Genomic DNA, 20,318 nt, shown 5'->3' with positions numbered 1-20,318 from the left:
TTGGGGGCGTGGGCTGGTGTTGCTGGGTGATATTGTTGGCTGCGCCTGGTTCTGGTGCGCGTGTGAGTGCCTCTGCTGTGGTGGGGGGTGGGAAGCGGTGCGTGTCAGGGGTGGGTGTGGTCGTGGTGCGCTGTTGGGTTTTGAGGGCTCGGCTGCTCTGCCTGCGTCCTCAGGGTCATGGTGGTGGTGGGTCTGGGGTGTGTGGGTGGGTGGTGGGGTGCTTGTGGTGGGGTCTGCCGGTCGTATGCCTGGTCTCTTCCTCCGGTGTGGGGTGGGGGTTGTGTGGTGCGGCGTGGGGTGGGTTTTGCTGGTGGGTGGTGTTTTGAGAACTGTATAGTGGACGCGAGCATTTTTGCTTTTTGTTGCAAGTTTTTAAGGGCATACGGTGGATGCCTTGGCACCAGGAGCCGATGAAGGACGTGGGAGGCTGCGATAAGCCTCGGGGAGCTGATAACCGGGCTGTGATCCGGGGATGTCCGAATGGGGTAACCCGGCCTGGAGGCAAGTACAGTCACCTGCACCTGAATGTATAGGGTGTGTGGAGGGAACGCGGGGAAGTGAAACATCTCAGTACCCGCAGGAAGAGAAAACAAGAGTGATTCCGTGAGTAGTGGCGAGCGAAAGCGGAAGAGGCTAAACCAGGCGTGTGTGATACCTGTCAGGGGTTGCATGTTTGGGGTTGTGGGAGCTTCTCGGTCGATGCTGACACGTCGGCGCGCAGTAAGAAATCCATGCTGTAGGCGAACGGTCTGGGAGGGCCGGCCAGAGAGGGTGGTAGCCCGGTAGCTGAAATGGTGTGGACTGCGTGGGGAATTTCCCGAGTAGCACGGGGCTCGAGGAATCTCGTGTGAATCTGGCGGGACCACCCGTCAAGCCTAAATATTACCTGGTGACCGATAGCGGACGAGTACCGTGAGGGAAAGGTGAAAAGTACCCCGGGAGGGGAGTGAAATAGTTCCTGAAACCGTGTGCCTACAATCCGTCGGAGCCTCTTTGTGGGGTGACGGCGTGCCTTTTGAAGAATGAGCCTGCGAGTTAGTGGCTTCGTGGCGAGGTTAACCCAGGTGGGGTAGCCGTAGCGAAAGCGAGTCTGAATAGGGCGTTTGAGTCGCGTGCTCTAGACCCGAAGCGGAGTGATCTACCCATGGCCAGGTTGAAGCGCCGGTAAGACGGCGTGGAGGACCGAACCCACTTAGGTTGAAAACTGAGGGGATGAGCTGTGGGTAGGGGTGAAAGGCCAATCAAACTCCGTGATAGCTGGTTCTCCCCGAAATGCATTTAGGTGCAGCGTTGCGTGTTTCTTGCCGGAGGTAGAGCTACTGGATGGCTGATGGGCCTTACCGGGTTACTGACGTCAGCCAAACTCCGAATGCCGGTAAGTGTAAGCGTGGCAGTGAGACTGCGGGGGATAAGCTCCGTAGTCGAGAGGGAAACAGCCCAGATCACCAGCTAAGGTCCCTAAGCGTGTGCTAAGTGGAAAAGGATGTGGAGTTGCGATGACAACCAGGAGGTTGGCTTAGAAGCAGCCACCCTTGAAAGAGTGCGTAATAGCTCACTGGTCAAGTGATTCCGCGCCGACAATGTAGCGGGGCTCAAGCACACCACCGAAGCTGTGGCAGTGACATATTTCCCGAGCCTTCGTGGTTCAGGGGTGTTGCTGGGTAGGGGAGCGTCGTGTGGCGGGTGAAGCGCCGGAGTGATCCAGGTGTGGACGCTACACGAGTGAGAATGCAGGCATGAGTAGCGAATGGCGGGTGAGAAACTCGCCCGCCGAATGACCAAGGGGTTCCAGGGTCAAGTTAATCTGCCCTGGGTTAGTCGGGTCCTAAGGCGAGGCCGACAGGCGTAGTCGATGGATAACCAGTTGATATTCTGGTACCGGCGAAGAACCGCCCATATCGAGGCCAGGGATGCTAAGCACCTGAAGCTTGCTTTAACCCCGCTTTCGGGTGGGGAGGGCAGGGGAGCGTGTGACCCGATCTGGTAGTAGGTAAGCGATGGAGTGACGCAGGAAGGTAGCCTCCGCGTGGCGATGGTTGTCCACGTCCAAGCAGGTAGGACGAGGCCTAGGCAAATCCGGGTCTCATAGTGTCTGAGATGTGATGGTGACACCGTTTGGTGGAAGTAGGGTGATCCTATGCTGCCGAGAAAATCCTCTAGCGAGGTTTGAGCCGCCCGTACCCTAAACCGACTCAGGTGGTCAGGTAGAGAATACTAAGGCGATCGAGTGAATCGTGGTTAAGGAATTCGGCAAAATGCCCCCGTAACTTCGGGAGAAGGGGGGCCTTACCCTTGAAGCAGCTTCGCCTGCTAGGGGGGAGGGCCGCAGAGACCAGGGAGAAGCGACTGTTTACTAAAAACACAGGTCCGTGCGAAGAAGTAATTCGATGTATACGGACTGACGCCTGCCCGGTGCTGGAAGGTTAAGCGGACTGGTTAGTGCCCTTTGGGTGCGAAGCTCAGAATTTAAGCCCCAGTAAACGGCGGTGGTAACTATAACCATCCTAAGGTAGCGAAATTCCTTGTCGGGTAAGTTCCGACCTGCACGAATGGCGTAACGATTTCTCCACTGTCTCAACCGCGAACTCGGCGAAATTGCATTACGAGTAAAGATGCTCGTTACGCGCAGCAGGACGGAAAGACCCCGGGACCTTTACTATAGCTTGGTATTGGTGATCGGTACGACTTGTGTAGGATAGGTGGGAGACTTTGAAGCTCATGCGCCAGTCTGGGTGGAGTCAACGTTGAAATACCACTCTGGTTGTACTGGATGTCTAACTTCGGACCATGATCTGGTTCAGGGACAGTGCCTGGTGGGTAGTTTAACTGGGGCGGTTGCCTCCCAAAAGGTAACGGAGGCGCCCAAAGGTTCCCTCAGCCTGGTTGGCAATCAGGTGTTGAGTGTAAGTGCACAAGGGAGCTTGACTGTGAGACAGACATGTCGAGCAGGGACGAAAGTCGGGACTAGTGATCCGGCCATGGCTTGTGGAAGCGTGGTCGCTCAACGGATAAAAGGTACCCCGGGGATAACAGGCTGATCTTGCCCAAGAGTCCATATCGACGGCATGGTTTGGCACCTCGATGTCGGCTCGTCGCATCCTGGGGCTGGAGTAGGTCCCAAGGGTTGGGCTGTTCGCCCATTAAAGCGGTACGCGAGCTGGGTTTAGAACGTCGTGAGACAGTTCGGTCCCTATCCTCTGTGCGCGTTGGAAACTTGAGAAGGGCTGTCCCTAGTACGAGAGGACCGGGACGGACGAACCTCTGGTGTGCCAGTTGTTCTGCCAAGGGCACCGCTGGTTGGCTACGTTCGGAAGGGATAACCGCTGAAAGCATCTAAGCGGGAAGCATGCTTCAAGATGAGGTTTCCGTGACACTTCGAGTGTTGAGAGGCTCCCAGCTAGACGACTGGGTTGATAGGCCAGATGTGGAAGCACAGTAATGTGTGGAGCTGACTGGTACTAATAGGCCGATGACTTGACTAAACCTTCAGCATGTAATGTTCGCGTCCACTGTACGGTTCCCGGAACACCAACCAAACAGTTGTGGTGGTTAGTACGATAAGGTTACGGCGGTCATAGCGAAAGGGAAACGCCCGGTCCCATTCCGAACCCGGAAGCTAAGCCTTTCAGCGCCGATGGTACTGCACTGGTGACGGTGTGGGAGAGTAGGACGCCGCCGGACAACACGTTAAGAAGGGGCCCCATCCACGCGGATGGGGCCCCTTCGGCATGCCCGAGAGACCTGAATGCTCGGGGGATTCGAATGCCTGGGAGAGCTGTCCGGGAGAGCTGAATGCCGGGCAGAGCTGACCATCGTGTGCCACGTCGGCAGGCGCCGCGAGAGCCGTCAGCCGCGCCGACTCCACAACCTCGGCCACGCGACGCCGATCTCCGCGAGCATCGACCGGAGGGCGGGCAGAGAGAGCCCGACGACGTTGTGTGGATCCCCGACGACGCCCGTCACGAATGCCCCGCCGTACCCGTCGATCGTGAACGCCCCCGCACAGGCGAGGGGCTCGCCGGTGGCGACGTACGCCTCGATGTCGTGCTCCGACATCGACGCGAAGGTGACCTCCGTCGTCACCGTCTCCCCGAACGTTCCTCCCGTGCCGCCGGCCTCCGGGGCGCGCGCGTCGATCAGCCAATGCCCGGTGTGCAGGGCTGCGCTCTTGCCGGACATCGTCCGCCACCGGTCCCGCGCCTGCGCCGGGGTGGCCGGCTTGCCGTACGCCGTCCCGTCCAGCTCGAAGATCGAGTCACAGCCGAGCACCAGGTCCGCGCCGCCCCCGGGCACCAAGACGTCGCCCGGGACGTCGCCCGTCGAGAGCCTGCTGGCGACGTCCTCGCACTTCCCTCGGGCGAGCAGGAGCGCCGCGTCGGCGGGGGTGAGGGGTCCGTAGCGGTGCGTCGCCGCGGTCAGCACGGCGTCCTCGTCGACGGCCGAGACGACCACGGCCGGGTCCACCCCGGCGGCCCGCAGCGTCCCCAGCCGCCCCGCCGAGGCGGAGGCCAGGACCAGTCGCACGGGAGCGGTCATCCCGCGAGCACGGCCCGGCGGAGCGTGTCGAGTCCGACCCCGCCCAGGTCCAGGCTGCGCCGGTGGAACGCCTTGAGGTCGAACGCGTCTCCCTCCCGGGCGCGCACCTCCTCGCGCAGCTGCAGCCAGAGTCGCTCGCCCACCTTGTACGACGGAGCCTGCCCGGGCCAGCCCAGGTAGCGGTTGAGCTCGAACCGCAGCACGGGCTCCTCCATGGTGCAGTGGGCGGTGAGAAAGGCCCACGCCTTGTCGTAGGTCCATGCCCCACCGCCGACCTCGGCCGGCGCCTCCAACTCGCAGTGCACGCCGATGTCGAGGACGACGCGCGCGGCCCGCAGCGACTGCGCGTCGAGCAACCCCAGCCGGTTGCCGGGATCGTCCATGAAGCCCAGCTCCTCCATGAGTCGCTCGGCGTACAGCGCCCAGCCCTCCCCATGCCCGGAGGTCCAGGCCAGGAGGCGACGCCACTGGTTGAGGCTGTCGGATCGGTAGACCGTCTGCGCCACCTGCAGGTGATGCCCGGGCACTCCCTCGTGGTAGACCGTGGTCCGCTCGCGCCAGGTGCCGAACGTCGTGACCGCCTTGGGCACCGACCACCACATGCGACCCGGGCGGGAGAAGTCGTCCGACGGCCCCGTGTAGTAGATGCCACCGCTGGTGGTGGGCGCGATCTTGCATTCGATGCGGCGTACCGGATCGGGGATGTCGAAGTGGGTCCCGGCGAGGGTCGCGATGGCCGCGTCCGCGGTCTCTTGCATCCAGGCCTGGAGCGCGTCGACGCCCTCCAGCCGGTACGCCGGGTCCTGGTCGAGGATCTGGGCGGCCTCGGCGACCGTCGCCCCCGGCCGGATCTGGTCGGCGACGGCGCGCATCTCGGCCTCGATGCGGGCCAGCTCGATCTGGCCCCAGGCATAGGTCTCCCCGAGATCGATCGAGGCGCCCAGGAACTCGCGGGAGCACAGCGCGTAGACGTCGCGGCCCACCGGGTCGCGGTCCGGGCTCTCCGGGAGGCGCGCCGCGAGCCGTTCGGCGGCCTGCGCGTAGCCGCGGCGCGCCTCGCGCGCCCCGTCCTCCAGGAGTCCGCGGAGCCGTACGTCGTCGCCCGCGAGGTCCTCGACGCCCCCGAAGTAGCCGTCGTCGCCGGCGAGCTCGCGGGCCTGGGCCAGGCACGCCTCGACCTGTCGGCGGGCCGGCCGGAGTCCGCGTTCCGCGGCGACGGCCAGCGAGGCCTCCCAGCCCGTCAACGCCTCGGGGATGCGGTGCATCCGGCGCGCGATCGTCTCGATCTGCTCGGGAGTGTCGCTCGGCATGAGGTCGAGGACGTCCCGGACGTATTGCAGGGGGCTCGCCAGGTTGTTGAGCTGCGCCATGTCGAGACCGGCGGCGTGGATCTCCTCGGCGAGGCCCAGGCGCTCCCGCATGGCCTCGATCGTCACCTCGTCGATGGCGTCGACGGGGTGGGCCTGGGACAGTGCGGCCAGGGTGGCCCGCCGCAGGTCGGAGACCGCCTGGCAGCCGTCGGGGGAGAAGTCGTCGTAGTCGTCGTGCCGGCCGGGGAGCCCGTAGTGGGTCGCGTCGATCGGGCTCAGTTCCATGGCCTGCGCCACGTAGTCCTCGGCGATGCGGTCGACGTCGGTCTGGGGCCGGGGGCCGCCACCGGCAGCGGTGCTGGGGTCACTCACCGTTCGAACGTACCCCAATGCTCGGGATCGCCACTGGCAGATGGCGCGAGCCGCGATCCCGGGCAAGGGGATCGCGGCTCCCGCCATGGTCAGGGGCTCGTGAACTCCCAGCCGTCAGGGACAGCGCGGGATCAGAGACCACCGCCCCAACCCGCGCCGCGAACAGCGCCCGGATTGAACGTGCGCGCCTTGCGGGTCCAGCCGCCGCGGGCCTGAGGGCCGCCGTCCTCGTCCCCGCCGGCCGCCGCCGCGAAGAGCACCAACAGCGCGGCGATCTCCTCGGGGGTGGCGTTGCCTCGCTCGATCTGGATGCGCGGCAGCGGGGTCGCCTCGGCCTCCGGCTCGGCGGTCGTCGCCTGCTCGCTCATGGGCGTCTCCTCGTGGTCGGGACGTGGTGCGGGGCCCGGTGGCTGCCGCGCGTCAGAGCGGGATGTTGCCGTGCTTCTTCGGCGGCAGCTTCTCGTGCTTGCTGCGGAGCGCACGCAGCGCCTTGATGATCTGCACCCGGGTCTCGGCGGGCTCGATCACCGCGTCGACGTAGCCGCGCTCGGCGGCGATGTAGGGGTTGGCCAGCGTCGTCTCGTACTGCTCGATGAACTCCTTGCGCGCTGCGTCGATGTCCTTGCCCTCCTTCGCCGCGTCAGCCAGCTGCTTGCGGTAGAGGATGTTCACCGCGCCCTGCGCGCCCATGACCGCGATCTGCGCGGTCGGCCAGGCCAGGTTGATGTCGGCGCCGAGGTGCTTGGAGCCCATGACGTCGTACGCGCCGCCGTAGGCCTTGCGGGTGATGATCGTGACGAGCGGGACCGTGGCCTCGGCGTACGCGTAGATGAGCTTCGCGCCGCGGCGGATGATGCCGTTCCACTCCTGGTCGGTGCCGGGCAGGAAGCCCGGGACGTCGACGAAGGTGATCACCGGGATGTGGAAGGCGTCGCAGGTCCGCACGAAGCGGGCGGCCTTCTCGGAGGCGTCGATGTCGAGGGTGCCGGCGAACTGCATCGGCTGGTTGGCCACGATGCCGACGCTGCGGCCCTCGACCCGGCCGAAGCCGCAGATCATGTTGGGCGCGAACAGGGCGTGCACCTCGGTGAACGCGCCGTCGTCCAGCACGGTCTCGATGACCGTGTGCATGTCGTAGGGCATGTTGGCCGAGTCGGGGATGAAGCTGTTGAGCGCCTCGTCCTCCGCGTTGATGTGCGGCTCGTCGTCGTATTCGAAGACGCTCGACTCTTCCAGGTTGTTCTGCGGCAGGTAGCTCAGCAGCTCGCGGACGTATTCGATCGCGTCGTCCTCGTCGGAGGCCGCGTAGTGCGCCACGCCGGACTTGGTGTTGTGCGCCCGGGCCCCGCCCAGGTCCTCGAACTCCACGTCCTCGCCGGTGACCGTCTTGATGACGTCCGGGCCGGTGATGAACATGTGTGAGGTGTTCTCGACCATGACGATGAAGTCGGTGATCGCGGGGGAGTAGACCGCGCCGCCGGCGCACGGGCCCATGATGAGGCTGATCTGCGGGATGACGCCCGAGGCGTGCACATTGCGGCGGAAGATCTCGCCATAGAGGCCGAGGGAGACGACGCCCTCCTGGATGCGCGCGCCGCCGGAGTCGTTGATGCCGACGACCGGGCAACCGATCTTCATCGCCAGGTCCATGACCTTGACGATCTTCTCGCCGAAGACCTCACCCAGCGAGCCGCCGAAGACCGTGAAGTCCTGGGCGAAGACGCACACGGGGCGGTGATCGATGGTGCCGTAGCCGGTGATGACGCCGTCGCCGTAGGGCCGGTTGCGGTCCTGCCCGAAGTTGCTGGAGCGGTGCCGCGCCAGGCCATCGAGCTCGACGAAGCTGTCCTCGTCGAGAAGCTGGAGGATGCGCTCGCGCGCGGTCTTCTTTCCCTTGGCATGCTGCTTCTCGACCGCGCGCTCCGAGCCGGCGTGCAACAACTCGTCGTTGCGGCGGCGGAAATCGGCCAGCTTGCCGGCGGTCGTGTGCAGGTCAGGCGTCGTCGCCCCGGTCGTGGCAGCATCGGTCATGGCCGCAGCCTAGCCTTGTGCGCATGGCGATGGCCCTGAGCGAGACCCCCATCCGTGAGGCCCTCGTCACGGCTGCCGGCCCGTGGCGAGAGGTGCTCTGCCCCGGCGAGATCGACTCCACCAATGCCGCCTCGCTGGCCGATCCGAGGCCCTGGCGCGTGCTCACGAGCCGCCATCAGACCTCGGGCCGCGGCCGGCATTCGCGGGCCTGGTCGTCCCCGCCCGGCGCCTCGGTGGCGCTGTCCCTGACCGTGCCCATGGCCCCGGATGCCGGGCGGTGGGGCTGGCTGCCGTTGGTGACCGGGGTCGCGGTGGTGGACGCGCTGGGACGCGTGACCGGCGCCCCCGACCGGTTCGCCCTCAAGTGGCCGAATGACGTTCTGGCCTGCGACGAGGGGGGTCGCTGGGGGAAGCTCTGCGGGATCCTGTGCGAGCTGGCCCCGGCGCGCCGCGGCCCGGGCGCCGACCCGCTGGTCGTCGCCGGGGTCGGCATCAACGTGGCCCTCTCGCGCGAAGAACTGCCGGTGCCGACCGCGACGTCGCTGACCCTGGCGGGCTTCGACCGGCCCGGCGAGGGCGACCTGGTCGTCGCTGTGGCACGGGCGTTCGCCGACTGGCACGATGCCTGGTACGCCGGCCCGGCCGACGCGGTACAGGCGGCGTACCGGTCCCGATGCGACACCCTCGGTCGCGACGTGGAGGTGCACTTGCCTGACTCCTCGACAGTTCGCGGTCGCGCGGTCGACATCGCCCGTGGTGGCGAGCTCGTGGTGGAGGTCGCGACGGCGAACGGCGGGTCGGAGCGCCGCGAGTTCGCGTCCGGCGACGTGATTCACGTGCGGCCCTCCGGAGCTCCCGGACCGATCGGTCAGGAATGATGGGGGCATGAGCGGCGAGCAAGAGCGGGAGCCGGGGCCCGAGCGTCCCGGGTCGCGGTCGAGCATGGCCGACGACCCCCATCCCGCGCTGCTCGGCCACCCGCACGAATACATGCGGCGCGAGGTCAGCGAGGCCGTCGGCGTCTCGCTGCTGTCTGCGCGGCGGTTCTGGCACGCGCTGGGGTTCCCGCGGGTGGGCGACGACGACGTGGTCTTCACCGAGGCCGACGTGCAGGCCCTCGATCGGGTGGTGTCCCTGGTCCGCGCGGGCGTCCTCGACGACGACAGCGCGATGTCGCTCACCCGGGCCATGGCGCGCAGCGCCGACCGACTCGCGGCGTGGCAGACCCAGCTCGTCTGGGAGTTGGTCCAGGAGCGCCGCCAGCGGGCGGCCGACGCCGGCGAAGCCCCCGACGGCGTGGCCCTGGAGACGGCGGCCGCCGAGCTGACGATTCAGCTCGCCGACGAGATCGAGCCGCTGCTGGTCTACGCCTGGCGCCGGCACCTCGCCGCCGCCGTCGCCCGCCTCGCCTCTCAGGCCGAGCCCCTCGGCGCCGAGCACAACGCCGTCGTGGGGTTCGCCGACATGGTGGGGTTCACCCAGACCGTCCGGCACATGTCGGAGCGGCAACTCGGGCGGATGGTGCAGCGGTTCGAGGCCATTGCGGCCGACACCGTGGCGGCGTACGGCGGTCGCCTCGTGAAGACCCTCGGCGACGAGGTCTTGTTCTCCTGCCGCAGCCCCGTCGATGCGGCCGGCATCTCGTTGACCATGGTCGAGGGGGTGCACGCCGTGGGGGACATGCCGCCCCTGCGGGTCGGCCTCGCGCACGGCCCCGTGCTCTCCCGCCTTGGCGATCTCTTCGGTACGACCGTGAACCGTGCCGCCCGGCTCACCAGCCTGGCCCATCCGGACACCGTGCTCGTGGACGCCGCCATCGGGCGCCTGCTCCACGACCGGGCCGATGTGCGCCTGTCGCCGATGCGGCCGCGCGACCTGCGTGGGTTGGGGCCCACCCGCGCGCACGTCCTTCGTCCCGGCCCGGACGGCCCGCCCGTGCCCGCCCCGCTGCGCCGGTGACGGCGGTCCGCCACCTGCCTGATCGACCGACCACCCCCGGACCGCCACCGGCGGTCCCTACCCCGAAAGGCGCGCGATGAGCAGCACGGATGCCATGGTCACGATCAACCGGCACGGGGAGGAGGGCCACGTCGCCGAGCTGGTCCTGGACCGGCCGAGCGCCATGAACGCGGTCTCCACCGCGATGGCGCAGGCGCTCGGCGAGGCCGCGGCGACCCTCGCGGCGGACCGGGACGTGCGCTGCGTGGTGGTCACGAGCAGCCACCCCAAGGCGTTCTGCGTCGGGGCCGACCTCAAGGAGCGCAACAGCTTCACCGACGCCGACCTCGTCCGGCAGCGGCCGCATGCGCGGGCGGCGTACACCGGCGTCCTCGAGCTCCCCGTGCCGAGCATCGCGGCGGTCGAGGGCTTCGCCCTCGGGGGCGGCTGCGAGATCGCCCTGTCCTGCGACATCCTCGTGGCCGGCGAGCAGGCGACGTTGGGCCTGCCCGAGGTCTCGGTCGGCGTGATCCCCGGCGGTGGGGGCACCCAGTTGCTCACGCGTCGGCTGGGCTGGTCCAAGGCCGCCCTGCTGGTGTTCAGCACGAAGCGGCTCACCGGCGTCGAGGCGGCGGAGTACGGCCTCGCCGACGTCCTGGCGCCCGCGGGGACCGCGCGCGAGAAGGCGTTGGAGCTCGCCGCGCAGATCGCGAAGAACTCGCCGGTCGGGCTGCGCAACGCGAAGAAGGCCATGCGGCTCGGCTTCGACGTGGACCTGCGTTCGGGACTGGAGATCGAGGATGCCTGCTGGCGGGCGACTGCGTTCAGCGGCGACCGCGCCGAGGGGGTGGCCGCGTTCAACGAGAAGCGGGCGCCGCGCTGGCCCGGCCAGTGACGGCCGGCGGCGGGCCGCCGGGCCCGCCGCGGGGCCGGTCCCCAGGTCGAAGCGCTCTGCGCCGAAAGGACATTCGACGGCGCGTCCAAGACGCGACCGGGGCGCGCAGACCGCGTCGACCCCTAGGATGACCGCATGATCCGTGTCCTGCTGGCCGAGGACGACCCGGCGATCAGCGAGCCCCTCGCGCGCGCCTTACGGCGCGAGGGGTACGACGTCGGGGTGTCCGACGACGGCCTGCGCGCCCTGGCTGCCGCACAGGACAATCCCGACCTCGTGATCCTCGACCTCGGCCTGCCCTCCATGGATGGGCTGGAGGTTTGCCGGCGCCTGCGGGCCGAGGGGCGCACGGCGCCGATCCTGATCCTCACTGCGCGCGCCGACGAGGTCGACACCGTTGTCGGCCTCGACGCCGGGGCCGACGACTACGTCACCAAGCCGTTCCGCCTCGCCGAGCTCCTGGCCCGGGTGCGCGCGCTGCTGCGCCGTACGCCGACCGCCGCGGGCGAGGAGGACGGCGGGGTGCGCATCGACGCCCAGGCGCGGCGGGCCTACATGAACGACGAGGAGCTGCAGCTCACCGCCAAGGAGTTCGACCTGCTGCGCGTGCTCGTGCGCGAGCAGGGCAAGGTCGTCTCCCGCGAGCAACTCATGCGGGAGGTGTGGGAGACCCAGTGGTTCGGGTCGACCAAGACCCTGGACATGCACGTGTCCGTGCTGCGCCGCAAACTCGGCGACGACGCGACCAGGCCGCGCTACATCACCACCGTGCGCGGCGTGGGGTTCCGCTTCGAGCGGCCCGAGGGACCGAGCTGAGCCGTGCGGCGCCTGCTGATGCGCTCGACCGCCCTGGCGAGTTCGGTCGGGTTGATCGTCTTCTTCGTCCCGCTCGCCGTGCTCGCGGGCCTGATCATCAACCGGCACCTGGCCATCGACGCATCCTGCGACTGCAGTGCCCCGGCGTACAGCCCCTGGTGGGCCCTGGCGATCGCGCTCGGGATGGCGATCGTCGCCTTCGCCGTCGGCCTGTGGGTCAGCGTCCGGCAGGCGGAGCGCTTCGTCGAGCCGATGCAGCGGCTCACCGAGCAGGCCGAGCGTCTCGGCGCGGGCGACGCCCGCTATGAGCGCATCCGCTCCGGCATCGCCGAGATCGATCGCGTCTCGGACGTGCTCTCCAACAGCGCCCAACAGCTGCTCGCCTCGCTGAGCTCGGAGCGGGACTTCGCCTCGGACGCCTCCCATCAGCTGCGGACCCCGCTCACCGCCCTGCTGATGCGGCTGGAGGAGATCTCGCTCACCGAGGAGCTGGAGGTGGCGCACGAGGAGGCCAACATCGCGATCGATCAGGTGGAGCGCCTCAACGCCACGGTCGACGCGCTCCTCGCGCGCTCCCGCACCCATGCGCCGACGGCCACCGCCGCCCCGACCTCGCTTGACGCGGTCCTGGCCCAGCTGCAGCGGGAGTGGATGCCCGCGTTCGAGGCCGCCCAGCGGACGGTGCGGGTCAGCGGCGAGCGGGGGCTGCGGCTCATCACGACGCCGGTGGCGTTGGCCCAGATCCTGTCCACGCTGATCGAGAACTCCCTGGTCCACGGCAAGGGGCTCGTGCGCATCGACGCGCGTCGCTCGGGGCCGTCAGTGGTCGTCGAGGTCTCCGATCAGGGGCCGGGGGTCTCGCCCGAGCTGGCGCCGCACATCTTCGAGCGCAGCGTCTCGACGAAGAGCACCGGCCTCGGCCTGGGCCTCGCCCGCGACCTCGCTGAAAGCCACGGCGGACGCCTCGAACTGGTCCAGGGCTATCCCGTGGTGTTCGCGCTGTTCCTGTCGGCCGCCGAGCCCACGCTGGACGGGCCCGCCCTGTTCGGCTGAGCGCCGTGGTCGTCCGCCTGGAGCGTCGCCCGGGCCGGATAGCCTGGCCCCCGTGAGTGTGCTGCGCGCCCCCGGAGGATTTCCCCTCGTCGGCATCATCGGCGGCGGGCAGCTCGCCCGGATGTGCCAGCCGCCGGCCGTCGGGCTCTGCGTGCAGCTGTCGGTCCTCGCCGAATCCGCGTCGGCCTCCGCCGCGCTCGTCGTACCGTCCGCGCCCGTCGGCGCCCACGACGACCTGGCCGCCGTCCGTGCGTTCGCGGCCGAGTGCGACGTCGTGACGTTCGACCACGAGCACGTGCCCCAGGCCGTCCTCGCCGCGCTGGCCGCCGACGGGATCAATCTGCAGCCGTCGCCGGAGGCGCTGGTCTACGCCCAGGACAAGCTGGCGATGCGCCGGGCGATGGGGGAGCTGGGCATCGGCTGCCCGCGGTGGCGGCAGGTGCGGACGCTGGAGGAACTGGACGCGTTCGCCGCCGAGGTCGGCTGGCCGGTGGTGCTCAAGGCGCCGCGGGGCGGGTACGACGGGAAGGGCGTGCTGGTCGCCGACCAGCCCGACGACGCGCGCGACTGGTGCGAGCTGGTCCGCCGCGACGAGGCCGAGCTGGCCCGCCGCCAGGAGGCGGGGGGCGCCTTCGCGCGGCCCGCCTTCGCCGACGGCATCCTCGCCGAGGAGAAGGTCCCCTTCGCCCGCGAGCTGGCCGCGCTGGTGGCGCGCAGCCCCTCGGGGCAGGCCGCGGCCTGGCCGATCGTCGAGACCGTGCAGACCGACGGCATCTGCACCGAGGTGTTGGCGCCCGCCCCAGATCTCGCGGAGGCCGACGCCGCGCGCCTCACCGAGGCGGCCTTGCGGATCGCGGGGGCGCTCGGGGTGACCGGGGTCCTGGCGGTCGAGCTGTTCGAGATCCCGGCCGATCCGGCGCTCGGGGGGGACGCCCACCCGACGTACGTCGTCAACGAGCTCGCCATGCGCCCGCACAACAGCGGCCACTGGACCATCGACGGGGCCGTGACCAGCCAGTTCGAGCAGCACCTGCGGGCGGTGCTGGACCTGCCGCTCGGGGATCCGCGCGCCCGCGCGCCGTGGACCGTGATGGGCAACGTGCTGGGGGGCGAGGGCTACGAGGAGCTGTACTCGACGTACCGGCACCTCCTCGCCCGCGACCCCGGGCTGCGAATGCACCTGTACGGCAAGGAGGTCCGGGCGGGTCGCAAGATCGGCCACGTGACCGTGTGCGGTGCGGAGCTGGACGAGCTGCGGGGGCGCGCCCGGCACGCCACCGACTACCTGGCGGGAGTGATCGAGGAGTGAGGATGCCATGACGCAGGCGAGCGCGCCCGAGGGCGCCGAGGTGGTCGTCGGGATCGTGATGGGCAGCGACAGCGACTGGCCGGTTCTGCAGGAGGCCGCGCAGGCCCTCGACGAGTTGGGGGTCGGCTACGAGGCGGACGTCGTGTCGGCGCACCGGATGCCGACGGAGATGATCGACTACGGCCGGTCGGCCGCGCAGCGGGGGCTGCGGGTGATCATCGCGGGCGCCGGCGGGGCCGCGCACCTGCCCGGGATGCTGGCGGCGGTCACCCCGCTGCCGGTGATCGGGGTGCCGGTTCCGCTGAAGTACCTCGACGGCATGGATTCCCTGCTCTCGATCGTGCAGATGCCGGCGGGGGTGCCGGTGGCGACGGTCTCGATCGGAGGGGCCCGCAACGCGGGGCTGCTGGCGGCGCGGATCCTCGGATCCGGTACGTCGAGTGCCGACGCGGCCCTGCGCGACCGGATGGTCGCCTTCCAGGCCGAGCTGCGCGACCAGGCGCACGCCAAGGGGGCGGCGCTGCGCGAACGCCGCGGCTGAGTCGGGCCGCCGCCACCGGGCGGGCGGCGCGGGCGCGGGCCGGTTCGTTCGGCTGCGCTTTGCGACCGCCGACGGATGAGTTGGGCAAATGTCCAGATTGCGTCCGGTGTGGGGGCCGCCCCGCCACCGGCAGTGACCTACCCTGTCCGAATCACGGGGGAAGGTTGAGGCGATGCCGCAGATCACGGGTCCAACGGCGCCGGGCGTGAGCCGAAGACAGGTGCTGCGCTGGGGCGGGCTGGCCGCCACGGCGGCCGCGCTGCCGGGGCTGACCTCCTGCTCGTCCCCGTCGTCGGCGTCCGACGGGATCAACACCCAACTGGTCCACGGCGCCACCGGCGGCGGGCTGAAGGACACCCTGGACCCGCACTTCCCGGTCACCATGCCGGACATCGCCCGGGTGCGGAACCTCTACGAGCCGCTGCTGCGGTACACCACCGACTACGAGGTGGAACCCGCGCTGGCCGAGTCGGCCGAGCCCAACGCCGACGGCACCCAGTGGACCTTCCGGCTGCGGCGCGGCGTCACCTTCCACGACGGCCGGCCCCTGCAGGCGCTCGACGTCAAGGCCAGCATCGAGAGGATGGCGAACCCCAAGAAGCCCGCGTCGCTGCTCACCGACGTGGCGCCGCTGATCGACCTGCCGGCCTGTCGCGCGCTGGACGAGCACACCTACCGGATCGTGCTCAAGGAGCCGCACGGGATGCTGGACAAGGTCCTCGCGGCGTACTCCCTCGGCATCGTCCCGCGCGACTTCAACCCGGCGCGACCCATCGGCACCGGGCCGTTCAAGGCGATGACGTTCGTGCCGGGGCGGCGCAGCCTCTTCCGGCGGCACGACGACTACTGGGACCGCAAGGCCTCAGTGGACGCGCTGCTCATCCTCGACTTCGCCGACGACACAGCCAAGGTCAATGCGCTCCTCGCGGGGCAGGTCCACACGATCGACAACCTGCCCGGCTATCTCGCCGAGGGGGTCGAGCGCCAGGGTGCCCACGCGCTGATCTCCGAGACCGGGGGCTGGGTGCCGTTCACGATGCGGGTCGACCGGGCGCCGTTCTCCGACGTACGGGTCCGTCAGGCGATCCGGCTCATCGCCGACCGCAGGCAGATGATCGACCAGGCCCTGTCCGGCTACGGCCGGCTTGCCAACGACCTCTACGGGCCGTTCGATCCCGACTACCTCGGCGCGCAGCTGCCGCAGCGGGAGCAGGACATCGACCAGGCCAAGGCGTTGCTGCGTCAGGCCGGACGCTCCGATCTGCAGATCGAGCTCGTCACCTCCACCGCGGTCGGCGCCGGTGGCGTCGAGTCGGCCAACCTCTTCGTCCAGCACGCAGCGAAGGCCGGGGTGCAGGTGCGCCTCACCAAGGCTGACCCGAACGTGTTCTACGGCGACCAATACCTCTCCTGGGACTTCGCCCAGGACTTCTGGTCGACCCGGCTCTACCTGCCCCAGGCGATCGCGTGCGCGCTCAAGACCTCGCCGTACAACGAGACCCACTTCACCGACCCGGACTTCGCCGACCTCATCGCCGCGGCCCGGCGCAGCCTCGACCCGGCTCGCCGTAGGGTGCTGCTGCAGGACGCGCAGCGGATCGAGTACGAGCGGGGCGGCTACCTCATCTGGGCCTTCGCGAATCAGGTCGACGGCTACACCGATCAGGTCCACGGCCTGGTCCCGGCTCGGGAGCAGCCCTGCTCGGCGTACCGGTTCAACCTCGTCACCCTGGACCGGTCATGAGCGCCGCGACCCAGCGCTCGCCGCGCGCGGCCGGGCGGGCGGCCCTGCGGCAGCGAACCGCCGCGCGCGGGTGGGCCCGCTGGCTGGTCCGGCGGCTGCTCATGGCGCTCGTGACGCTCGGCCTGGTCTCCGTCCTCGTCTTCGTCGCGACCTCCGCGGTCGGCGACCCGGTCCGGGCCATCCTCGGCAAGGACTACGCCGTGAGTCCGGAGCGGGTGGCCCAGATCCGGGACGCGCTGCACCTGGATGAGTCCCTCCCGCAGCGGTACGTCCTGTGGCTGCGCGGCCTGCTCAGCGGCGACCCCGGCACGTCGGTGGCCAACGGGCTGCCCGTGCGGGACCTTCTCGGCGACCAGATCGCCAACAGCGTCGTCCTGGTGCTGATCACGACGCTCGTCATGGTTCCGCTGGCCGTGGGCCTGGCCCTGCTGGCCGGGGCCCGCCGCGGGGGCGCGGTCGATCACGTCATCTCGGGGATCACGCTCGCGCTGGCCGGGGTGCCCGAGTTCGTGACCGGCATCCTCCTCGTCGCGCTGCTGTCGACGAGCGTGCTGCACGTGCTCCCGGCGGTGACCGTGCTGCCGCCCGGGGCCATGATCTGGGACCGGCCGACCTCGCTGATCCTGCCGGTCGCGACGCTGGTCATTGCCGTGGTGCCTTATCTGACCCGGATCCTCCGCGCCAACCTCCTCGAGGTGCTCGACTCGGACTACGTCGAGCTGGCCCGGCTCAAGGGGGTGCCCGAGCGGGAGGTGCTGCTGCGGCACGCCGTACCCAACACCCTCGTCCCCACGATCCAGGTGACCGCGCTGCAGCTCGCGTGGCTGCTCGGCGGGGTGGTGCTGATCGAGTACCTGTTCAACTTCCCGGGCATCGGGGCCGCCCTGGTCGACTCGGTGCGCAACTCCGACTTCCCGATGGTGCAGGCGCTGTGCATGCTCATCGCGGCGGCGTACGTCCTGGTGAACCTCCTCGCCGACGCCGCCTCGATCCTGCTCACCCCGCGCGCGCGGACGGAGATGGCGGCATGACGGCGGCGCTGCGGTCCCCGGGCGGGCCGGGTCGGGTGGGGGGCCGGGTGAGCGGCGCGGTGCGCGGCGCAGTGCGCGACCCGCGGATCGTCATCGGGGCGCTGCTCACGCTGGTCGTCGTGGCCCTCGCGGTCCTCGGGCCGTACGTCGCGCCGTACGGCGAGTACGACATCGTCGGGCGGCCCTTCACCGGCGACGGCTCCCTCTTCGGGACCGACTACCTGGGCCAGGACGTGCTGAGCCGGCTGCTGCACGGCGGCCGCGCCATCCTGCTCACCGCGCTGCTCGCCACGGCCTTGAGCATGGTGGTGGGCGTGACGTACGGCGTGCTGGCGGCCTACCTCGGCGGCTGGACCGACGAGATCCTCATGCGCGCCAACGACGTGCTGCTGGCCTTCCCGCAGATCCTTGTCGCGCTGCTGGTCCTCGCGGCGGTGAAGGACCCGGGTCCGTGGGTGATCGTGGCGTTCGTGGCGCTCGCCTACGCGCCGCGGGTGGCGCGGGTGGCCCGCGGGGTGGCGCTGCCGTACGTCGACCAGGACTTCGTCCAGGCGGCCGAGGCGGTGGGCGAACGACGCTGGCGCATCGTCCTGACCGAGCTGGGTCCCAACCTCACGGTGCCGCTGCTGGCCGAGGCGGGGCTGCGGCTGACGTACGCCATCGGCCTCATCGCCGGCATCAGCTTCCTGGGCTTCGCCACGAACCCCGGCGCGGCGGACTGGGGCCAGATGACCAACGAGAACCGGCTGGGCTTGCTGGTCCAACCGTGGGGGGTGCTCGCCCCGGTGCTCGTGCTCGCCCTGTTCACGATCGGCACCAACCTGCTCGCCGAGGCGGTCGGGGCGCGCGCCGCGAAGGGGGACTCATGAGCGAGCCGATCTGCACCGTCCGGGGTCTGCGCGTCGCGCTGGTCGGCTCGCGTGCTGCCGCCGTCGAGGGCATCGACGTCGTCGACGAGGTCGACCTGCGGCTCGCGCCTGGCGAGATCGTCGGCCTGGTTGGCGAGTCGGGATCGGGGAAGACGACGACGGGCACGGCGCTGCTGGGGTACGCCCGGACCGGTGCCGCGATCACCGGCGGCGAGGTGGTTGTCGCCGGCCACGACGTACGATCGCTGCGGCCCGCCGAGGTGCGCGCGATCCGCGGGGTGGTCGTGGGCTACATCCCGCAGGATCCCAGTTCCGCGCTCAACCCGGCGATCCGGATCGGCGAGCAGCTGCGCGAGCCGCTGGACCTGCACGACGTCGGCACCGAGGCGGATCGGGACCAACGGGTCCGCGAGATCCTGCCCCAGGTGGGCCTGCCCGCCGACGACGAGTTCCTGCGCCGGTTCCCGCACCAGCTCTCCGGGGGGCAGGTGCAGCGGGTGGCGATCGCGATGGCGTTTCTGCCGCGGCCGGAGGTGCTCGTGCTGGACGAGCCGACCACCGGGCTGGACGTCACGACCCAGGCGACGGTGCTGGCGACGTTGGCCGAGCTGTGCGACGAGTTCGAGGTGGCCGCCCTCTACGTCACCCACGACCTCGCGGTGGTCGCGACGATCGCGGACCGGGTGGCGGTCATGTACGCCGGCCGAATCATCGAGGAGGGCCCGACCGAGCGGGTGTTCGCCGATCCGACGCACCCCTACACGCGGGCGTTGCTCCGGGCGATCCCGCATCTGGACCGGCCCTACCACCTCTCCGGCATCCCCGGCCGGGCCCCGAGCCCCGGGCACCGGCCCACGGGGTGCCGGTTCCACGACCGGTGCCCCGAGGCCGTCGCCGGGTGCGCCGCGAAGGACCCGCCGGCGGTCGAGGTCGGCCCGGGCCACCGCGCGCTCTGCCTGCGGGTGGGGCAGCTCGCGCCGTGGGATCCCGCCGGGCGGGTCATGGCCGACACCGACCCCGCGGCGACGCGGGAGGTGCTGCTGTCCGTGGCGGGGCTGAACGTCGCGTACGCCGGGAGGCAGGTCGTGTTCGACGTGGACTTCGACCTGGCCCGCCGGGAGGTCGTGGCGCTGGTGGGGGAGTCCGGTTCGGGCAAGACGACGATCTCGCGCAGTGTCGGCGGCCTGCACCACCAGTGGTCCGGGACCGTCCGGTTGGACGGGGCGGAGCTGGCCCGTTCGGCGCGGCAGCGCACCGGGGAGCAGCGGCGACGGATCCAGTACGTGTTCCAGAATCCCTACGCCTCGCTGAACCCACGACGTACGGTCGAGCAGATCCTCACCCGGCCGCTCGAGCTGTTCGGCCTGGCCCGGGGCCGCGCGGCGCGCGACCGGGCCGCGGAGCTGCTGGAGTCCGTGCAGCTCGGCGAGGGGGTGCTGCGGCTGCGCGCCAACCGGCTCTCCGGTGGGGAGCGGCAGCGCGTCGCCATCGCCCGGGCGCTGGCGGCCGAGCCGGACATCCTCGTCTGCGACGAGATCACCTCGGCGCTGGACGTCTCGATCCAGGGGGCGATCACCGGCCTGCTGACCCGGATCAAGAACGAGCGCGGGATCTCGCTGCTCTTCGTCACCCACAACCTCGCGCTGACCCGAACCATCGCGGACCGGGTACTGGTGCTGCGGCAAGGCCACCTCGTGGAGTCCGGCCTCACGGCGCGCGTGCTCGACCACCCCGAACAGGACTACACGCGCGACCTCGTCGCCCACACCCCTCGGCTGGTTTCGGCCGGCTGAGGTGGTGTCGGCGCCGCCGACCTCCTGCACTGGCGCCACCGACGCCCGCACTGGCGCCCTATTTCCCCCACTGGCGCCCC

The 20,318-nt window shown here is 69.7% G+C and carries 15 protein-coding genes and 2 rRNA genes; 13 read left to right on the top strand and 4 right to left on the bottom strand.

What is annotated here, in order from left to right:
* Positions 1-362: 362 nt before the first annotated feature.
* Together IPK37_02140 and rrf are read left to right on the top strand one after the other, a co-directional pair.
* A 23S ribosomal RNA gene (locus IPK37_02140) occupies positions 363-3,482 on the top strand.
* An 82-nt stretch (positions 3,483-3,564) separates the two neighbouring features.
* Positions 3,565-3,681 (top strand): 5S ribosomal RNA (gene rrf / locus IPK37_02135).
* Between the two features lie 165 nt (positions 3,682-3,846).
* Here the strand turns inward: rrf and maf are convergent.
* From maf to IPK37_02115, 4 genes are read right to left on the bottom strand one after another with little or no spacing between them, the layout of a single operon-like run.
* Complete coding sequence (gene maf / locus IPK37_02130; protein ID QQS01296.1) at positions 3,847-4,536, bottom strand: septum formation inhibitor Maf; 690 nt, start codon at positions 4,534-4,536, stop codon at positions 3,847-3,849.
* On the bottom strand, positions 4,533-6,305 hold the full coding sequence (locus tag IPK37_02125; GenBank protein ID QQS01295.1) for a DUF885 domain-containing protein: 1,773 nt from the start codon (positions 6,303-6,305) through the stop codon (positions 4,533-4,535). Before IPK37_02125 ends, maf begins: the two co-directional genes overlap by 4 nt.
* 44 nt (positions 6,306-6,349) lie before the next feature.
* Entirely contained in the window at positions 6,350-6,586 is a 237-nt protein-coding gene (locus IPK37_02120) for an acyl-CoA carboxylase subunit epsilon (protein QQS01294.1), read from the bottom strand.
* Positions 6,587-6,638: 52 nt separating this feature from the next.
* Entirely contained in the window at positions 6,639-8,249 is a 1,611-nt protein-coding gene (locus IPK37_02115) for an acyl-CoA carboxylase subunit beta (GenBank protein ID QQS01293.1), read from the bottom strand.
* A 23-nt stretch (positions 8,250-8,272) separates the two neighbouring features.
* On the opposite strand from IPK37_02115, the gene IPK37_02110 reads away from it, so the two are divergent.
* The 11 genes from IPK37_02110 (at position 8,273) to IPK37_02060 (ending at position 20,238) form a co-directional block, all read left to right on the top strand.
* Positions 8,273-9,127, top strand: a complete 855-nt coding sequence (locus tag IPK37_02110; protein QQS01292.1) for a biotin--[acetyl-CoA-carboxylase] ligase — start codon at positions 8,273-8,275, stop codon at positions 9,125-9,127.
* A 7-nt stretch (positions 9,128-9,134) separates the two neighbouring features.
* Positions 9,135-10,208: an adenylate/guanylate cyclase domain-containing protein gene (locus IPK37_02105; protein ID QQS01291.1), complete on the top strand. Its 1,074-nt coding sequence runs from the start codon at positions 9,135-9,137 to the stop codon at positions 10,206-10,208.
* Between the two features lie 76 nt (positions 10,209-10,284).
* The gene (locus IPK37_02100; protein QQS01290.1) at positions 10,285-11,082 is read left to right on the top strand and encodes an enoyl-CoA hydratase/isomerase family protein; all 798 of its coding nucleotides are present in this window, start codon (positions 10,285-10,287) and stop codon (positions 11,080-11,082) included.
* 135 nt (positions 11,083-11,217) lie between these two features.
* The gene (locus tag IPK37_02095; protein ID QQS01289.1) at positions 11,218-11,898 is read left to right on the top strand and encodes a response regulator transcription factor; all 681 of its coding nucleotides are present in this window, start codon (positions 11,218-11,220) and stop codon (positions 11,896-11,898) included.
* A 3-nt stretch (positions 11,899-11,901) separates the two neighbouring features.
* On the top strand, positions 11,902-12,951 hold the full coding sequence (locus tag IPK37_02090; protein ID QQS01288.1) for a HAMP domain-containing histidine kinase: 1,050 nt from the start codon (positions 11,902-11,904) through the stop codon (positions 12,949-12,951).
* Positions 12,952-12,994: 43 nt separating this feature from the next.
* Entirely contained in the window at positions 12,995-14,260 is a 1,266-nt protein-coding gene (locus IPK37_02085) for a 5-(carboxyamino)imidazole ribonucleotide synthase (protein ID QQS02613.1), read from the top strand.
* Positions 14,261-14,267: 7 nt separating this feature from the next.
* Positions 14,268-14,801 (top strand): 5-(carboxyamino)imidazole ribonucleotide mutase, encoded by a 534-nt coding sequence (gene purE / locus IPK37_02080; protein ID QQS01287.1) that lies wholly within the window; start codon positions 14,268-14,270, stop codon positions 14,799-14,801.
* A gap of 172 nt (positions 14,802-14,973) precedes the next feature.
* Positions 14,974-16,545: an ABC transporter substrate-binding protein gene (locus IPK37_02075; GenBank protein ID QQS01286.1), complete on the top strand. Its 1,572-nt coding sequence runs from the start codon at positions 14,974-14,976 to the stop codon at positions 16,543-16,545.
* A complete protein-coding gene (locus IPK37_02070; protein ID QQS01285.1) occupies positions 16,542-17,576 on the top strand; it encodes an ABC transporter permease in 1,035 nt (344 codons plus the stop codon). The genes IPK37_02075 and IPK37_02070 overlap by 4 nt, the downstream gene beginning before the upstream one ends.
* Positions 17,573-18,445, top strand: a complete 873-nt coding sequence (locus tag IPK37_02065; protein QQS01284.1) for an ABC transporter permease — start codon at positions 17,573-17,575, stop codon at positions 18,443-18,445. The genes IPK37_02070 and IPK37_02065 overlap by 4 nt, the downstream gene beginning before the upstream one ends.
* On the top strand, positions 18,442-20,238 hold the full coding sequence (locus tag IPK37_02060; GenBank protein QQS01283.1) for an ABC transporter ATP-binding protein: 1,797 nt from the start codon (positions 18,442-18,444) through the stop codon (positions 20,236-20,238). Before IPK37_02065 ends, IPK37_02060 begins: the two co-directional genes overlap by 4 nt.
* Positions 20,239-20,318 lie beyond the last annotated feature (80 nt).

Origin of the sequence: Austwickia sp., assembly GCA_016699675.1 — a bacterium.
In the GTDB taxonomy this organism is placed as follows: domain Bacteria; phylum Actinomycetota; class Actinomycetes; order Actinomycetales; family Dermatophilaceae; genus Austwickia.
The sequence above is the reverse complement of the archived record's forward strand: the minus strand, read 5'-3'. Positions and strand labels throughout refer to the sequence as shown.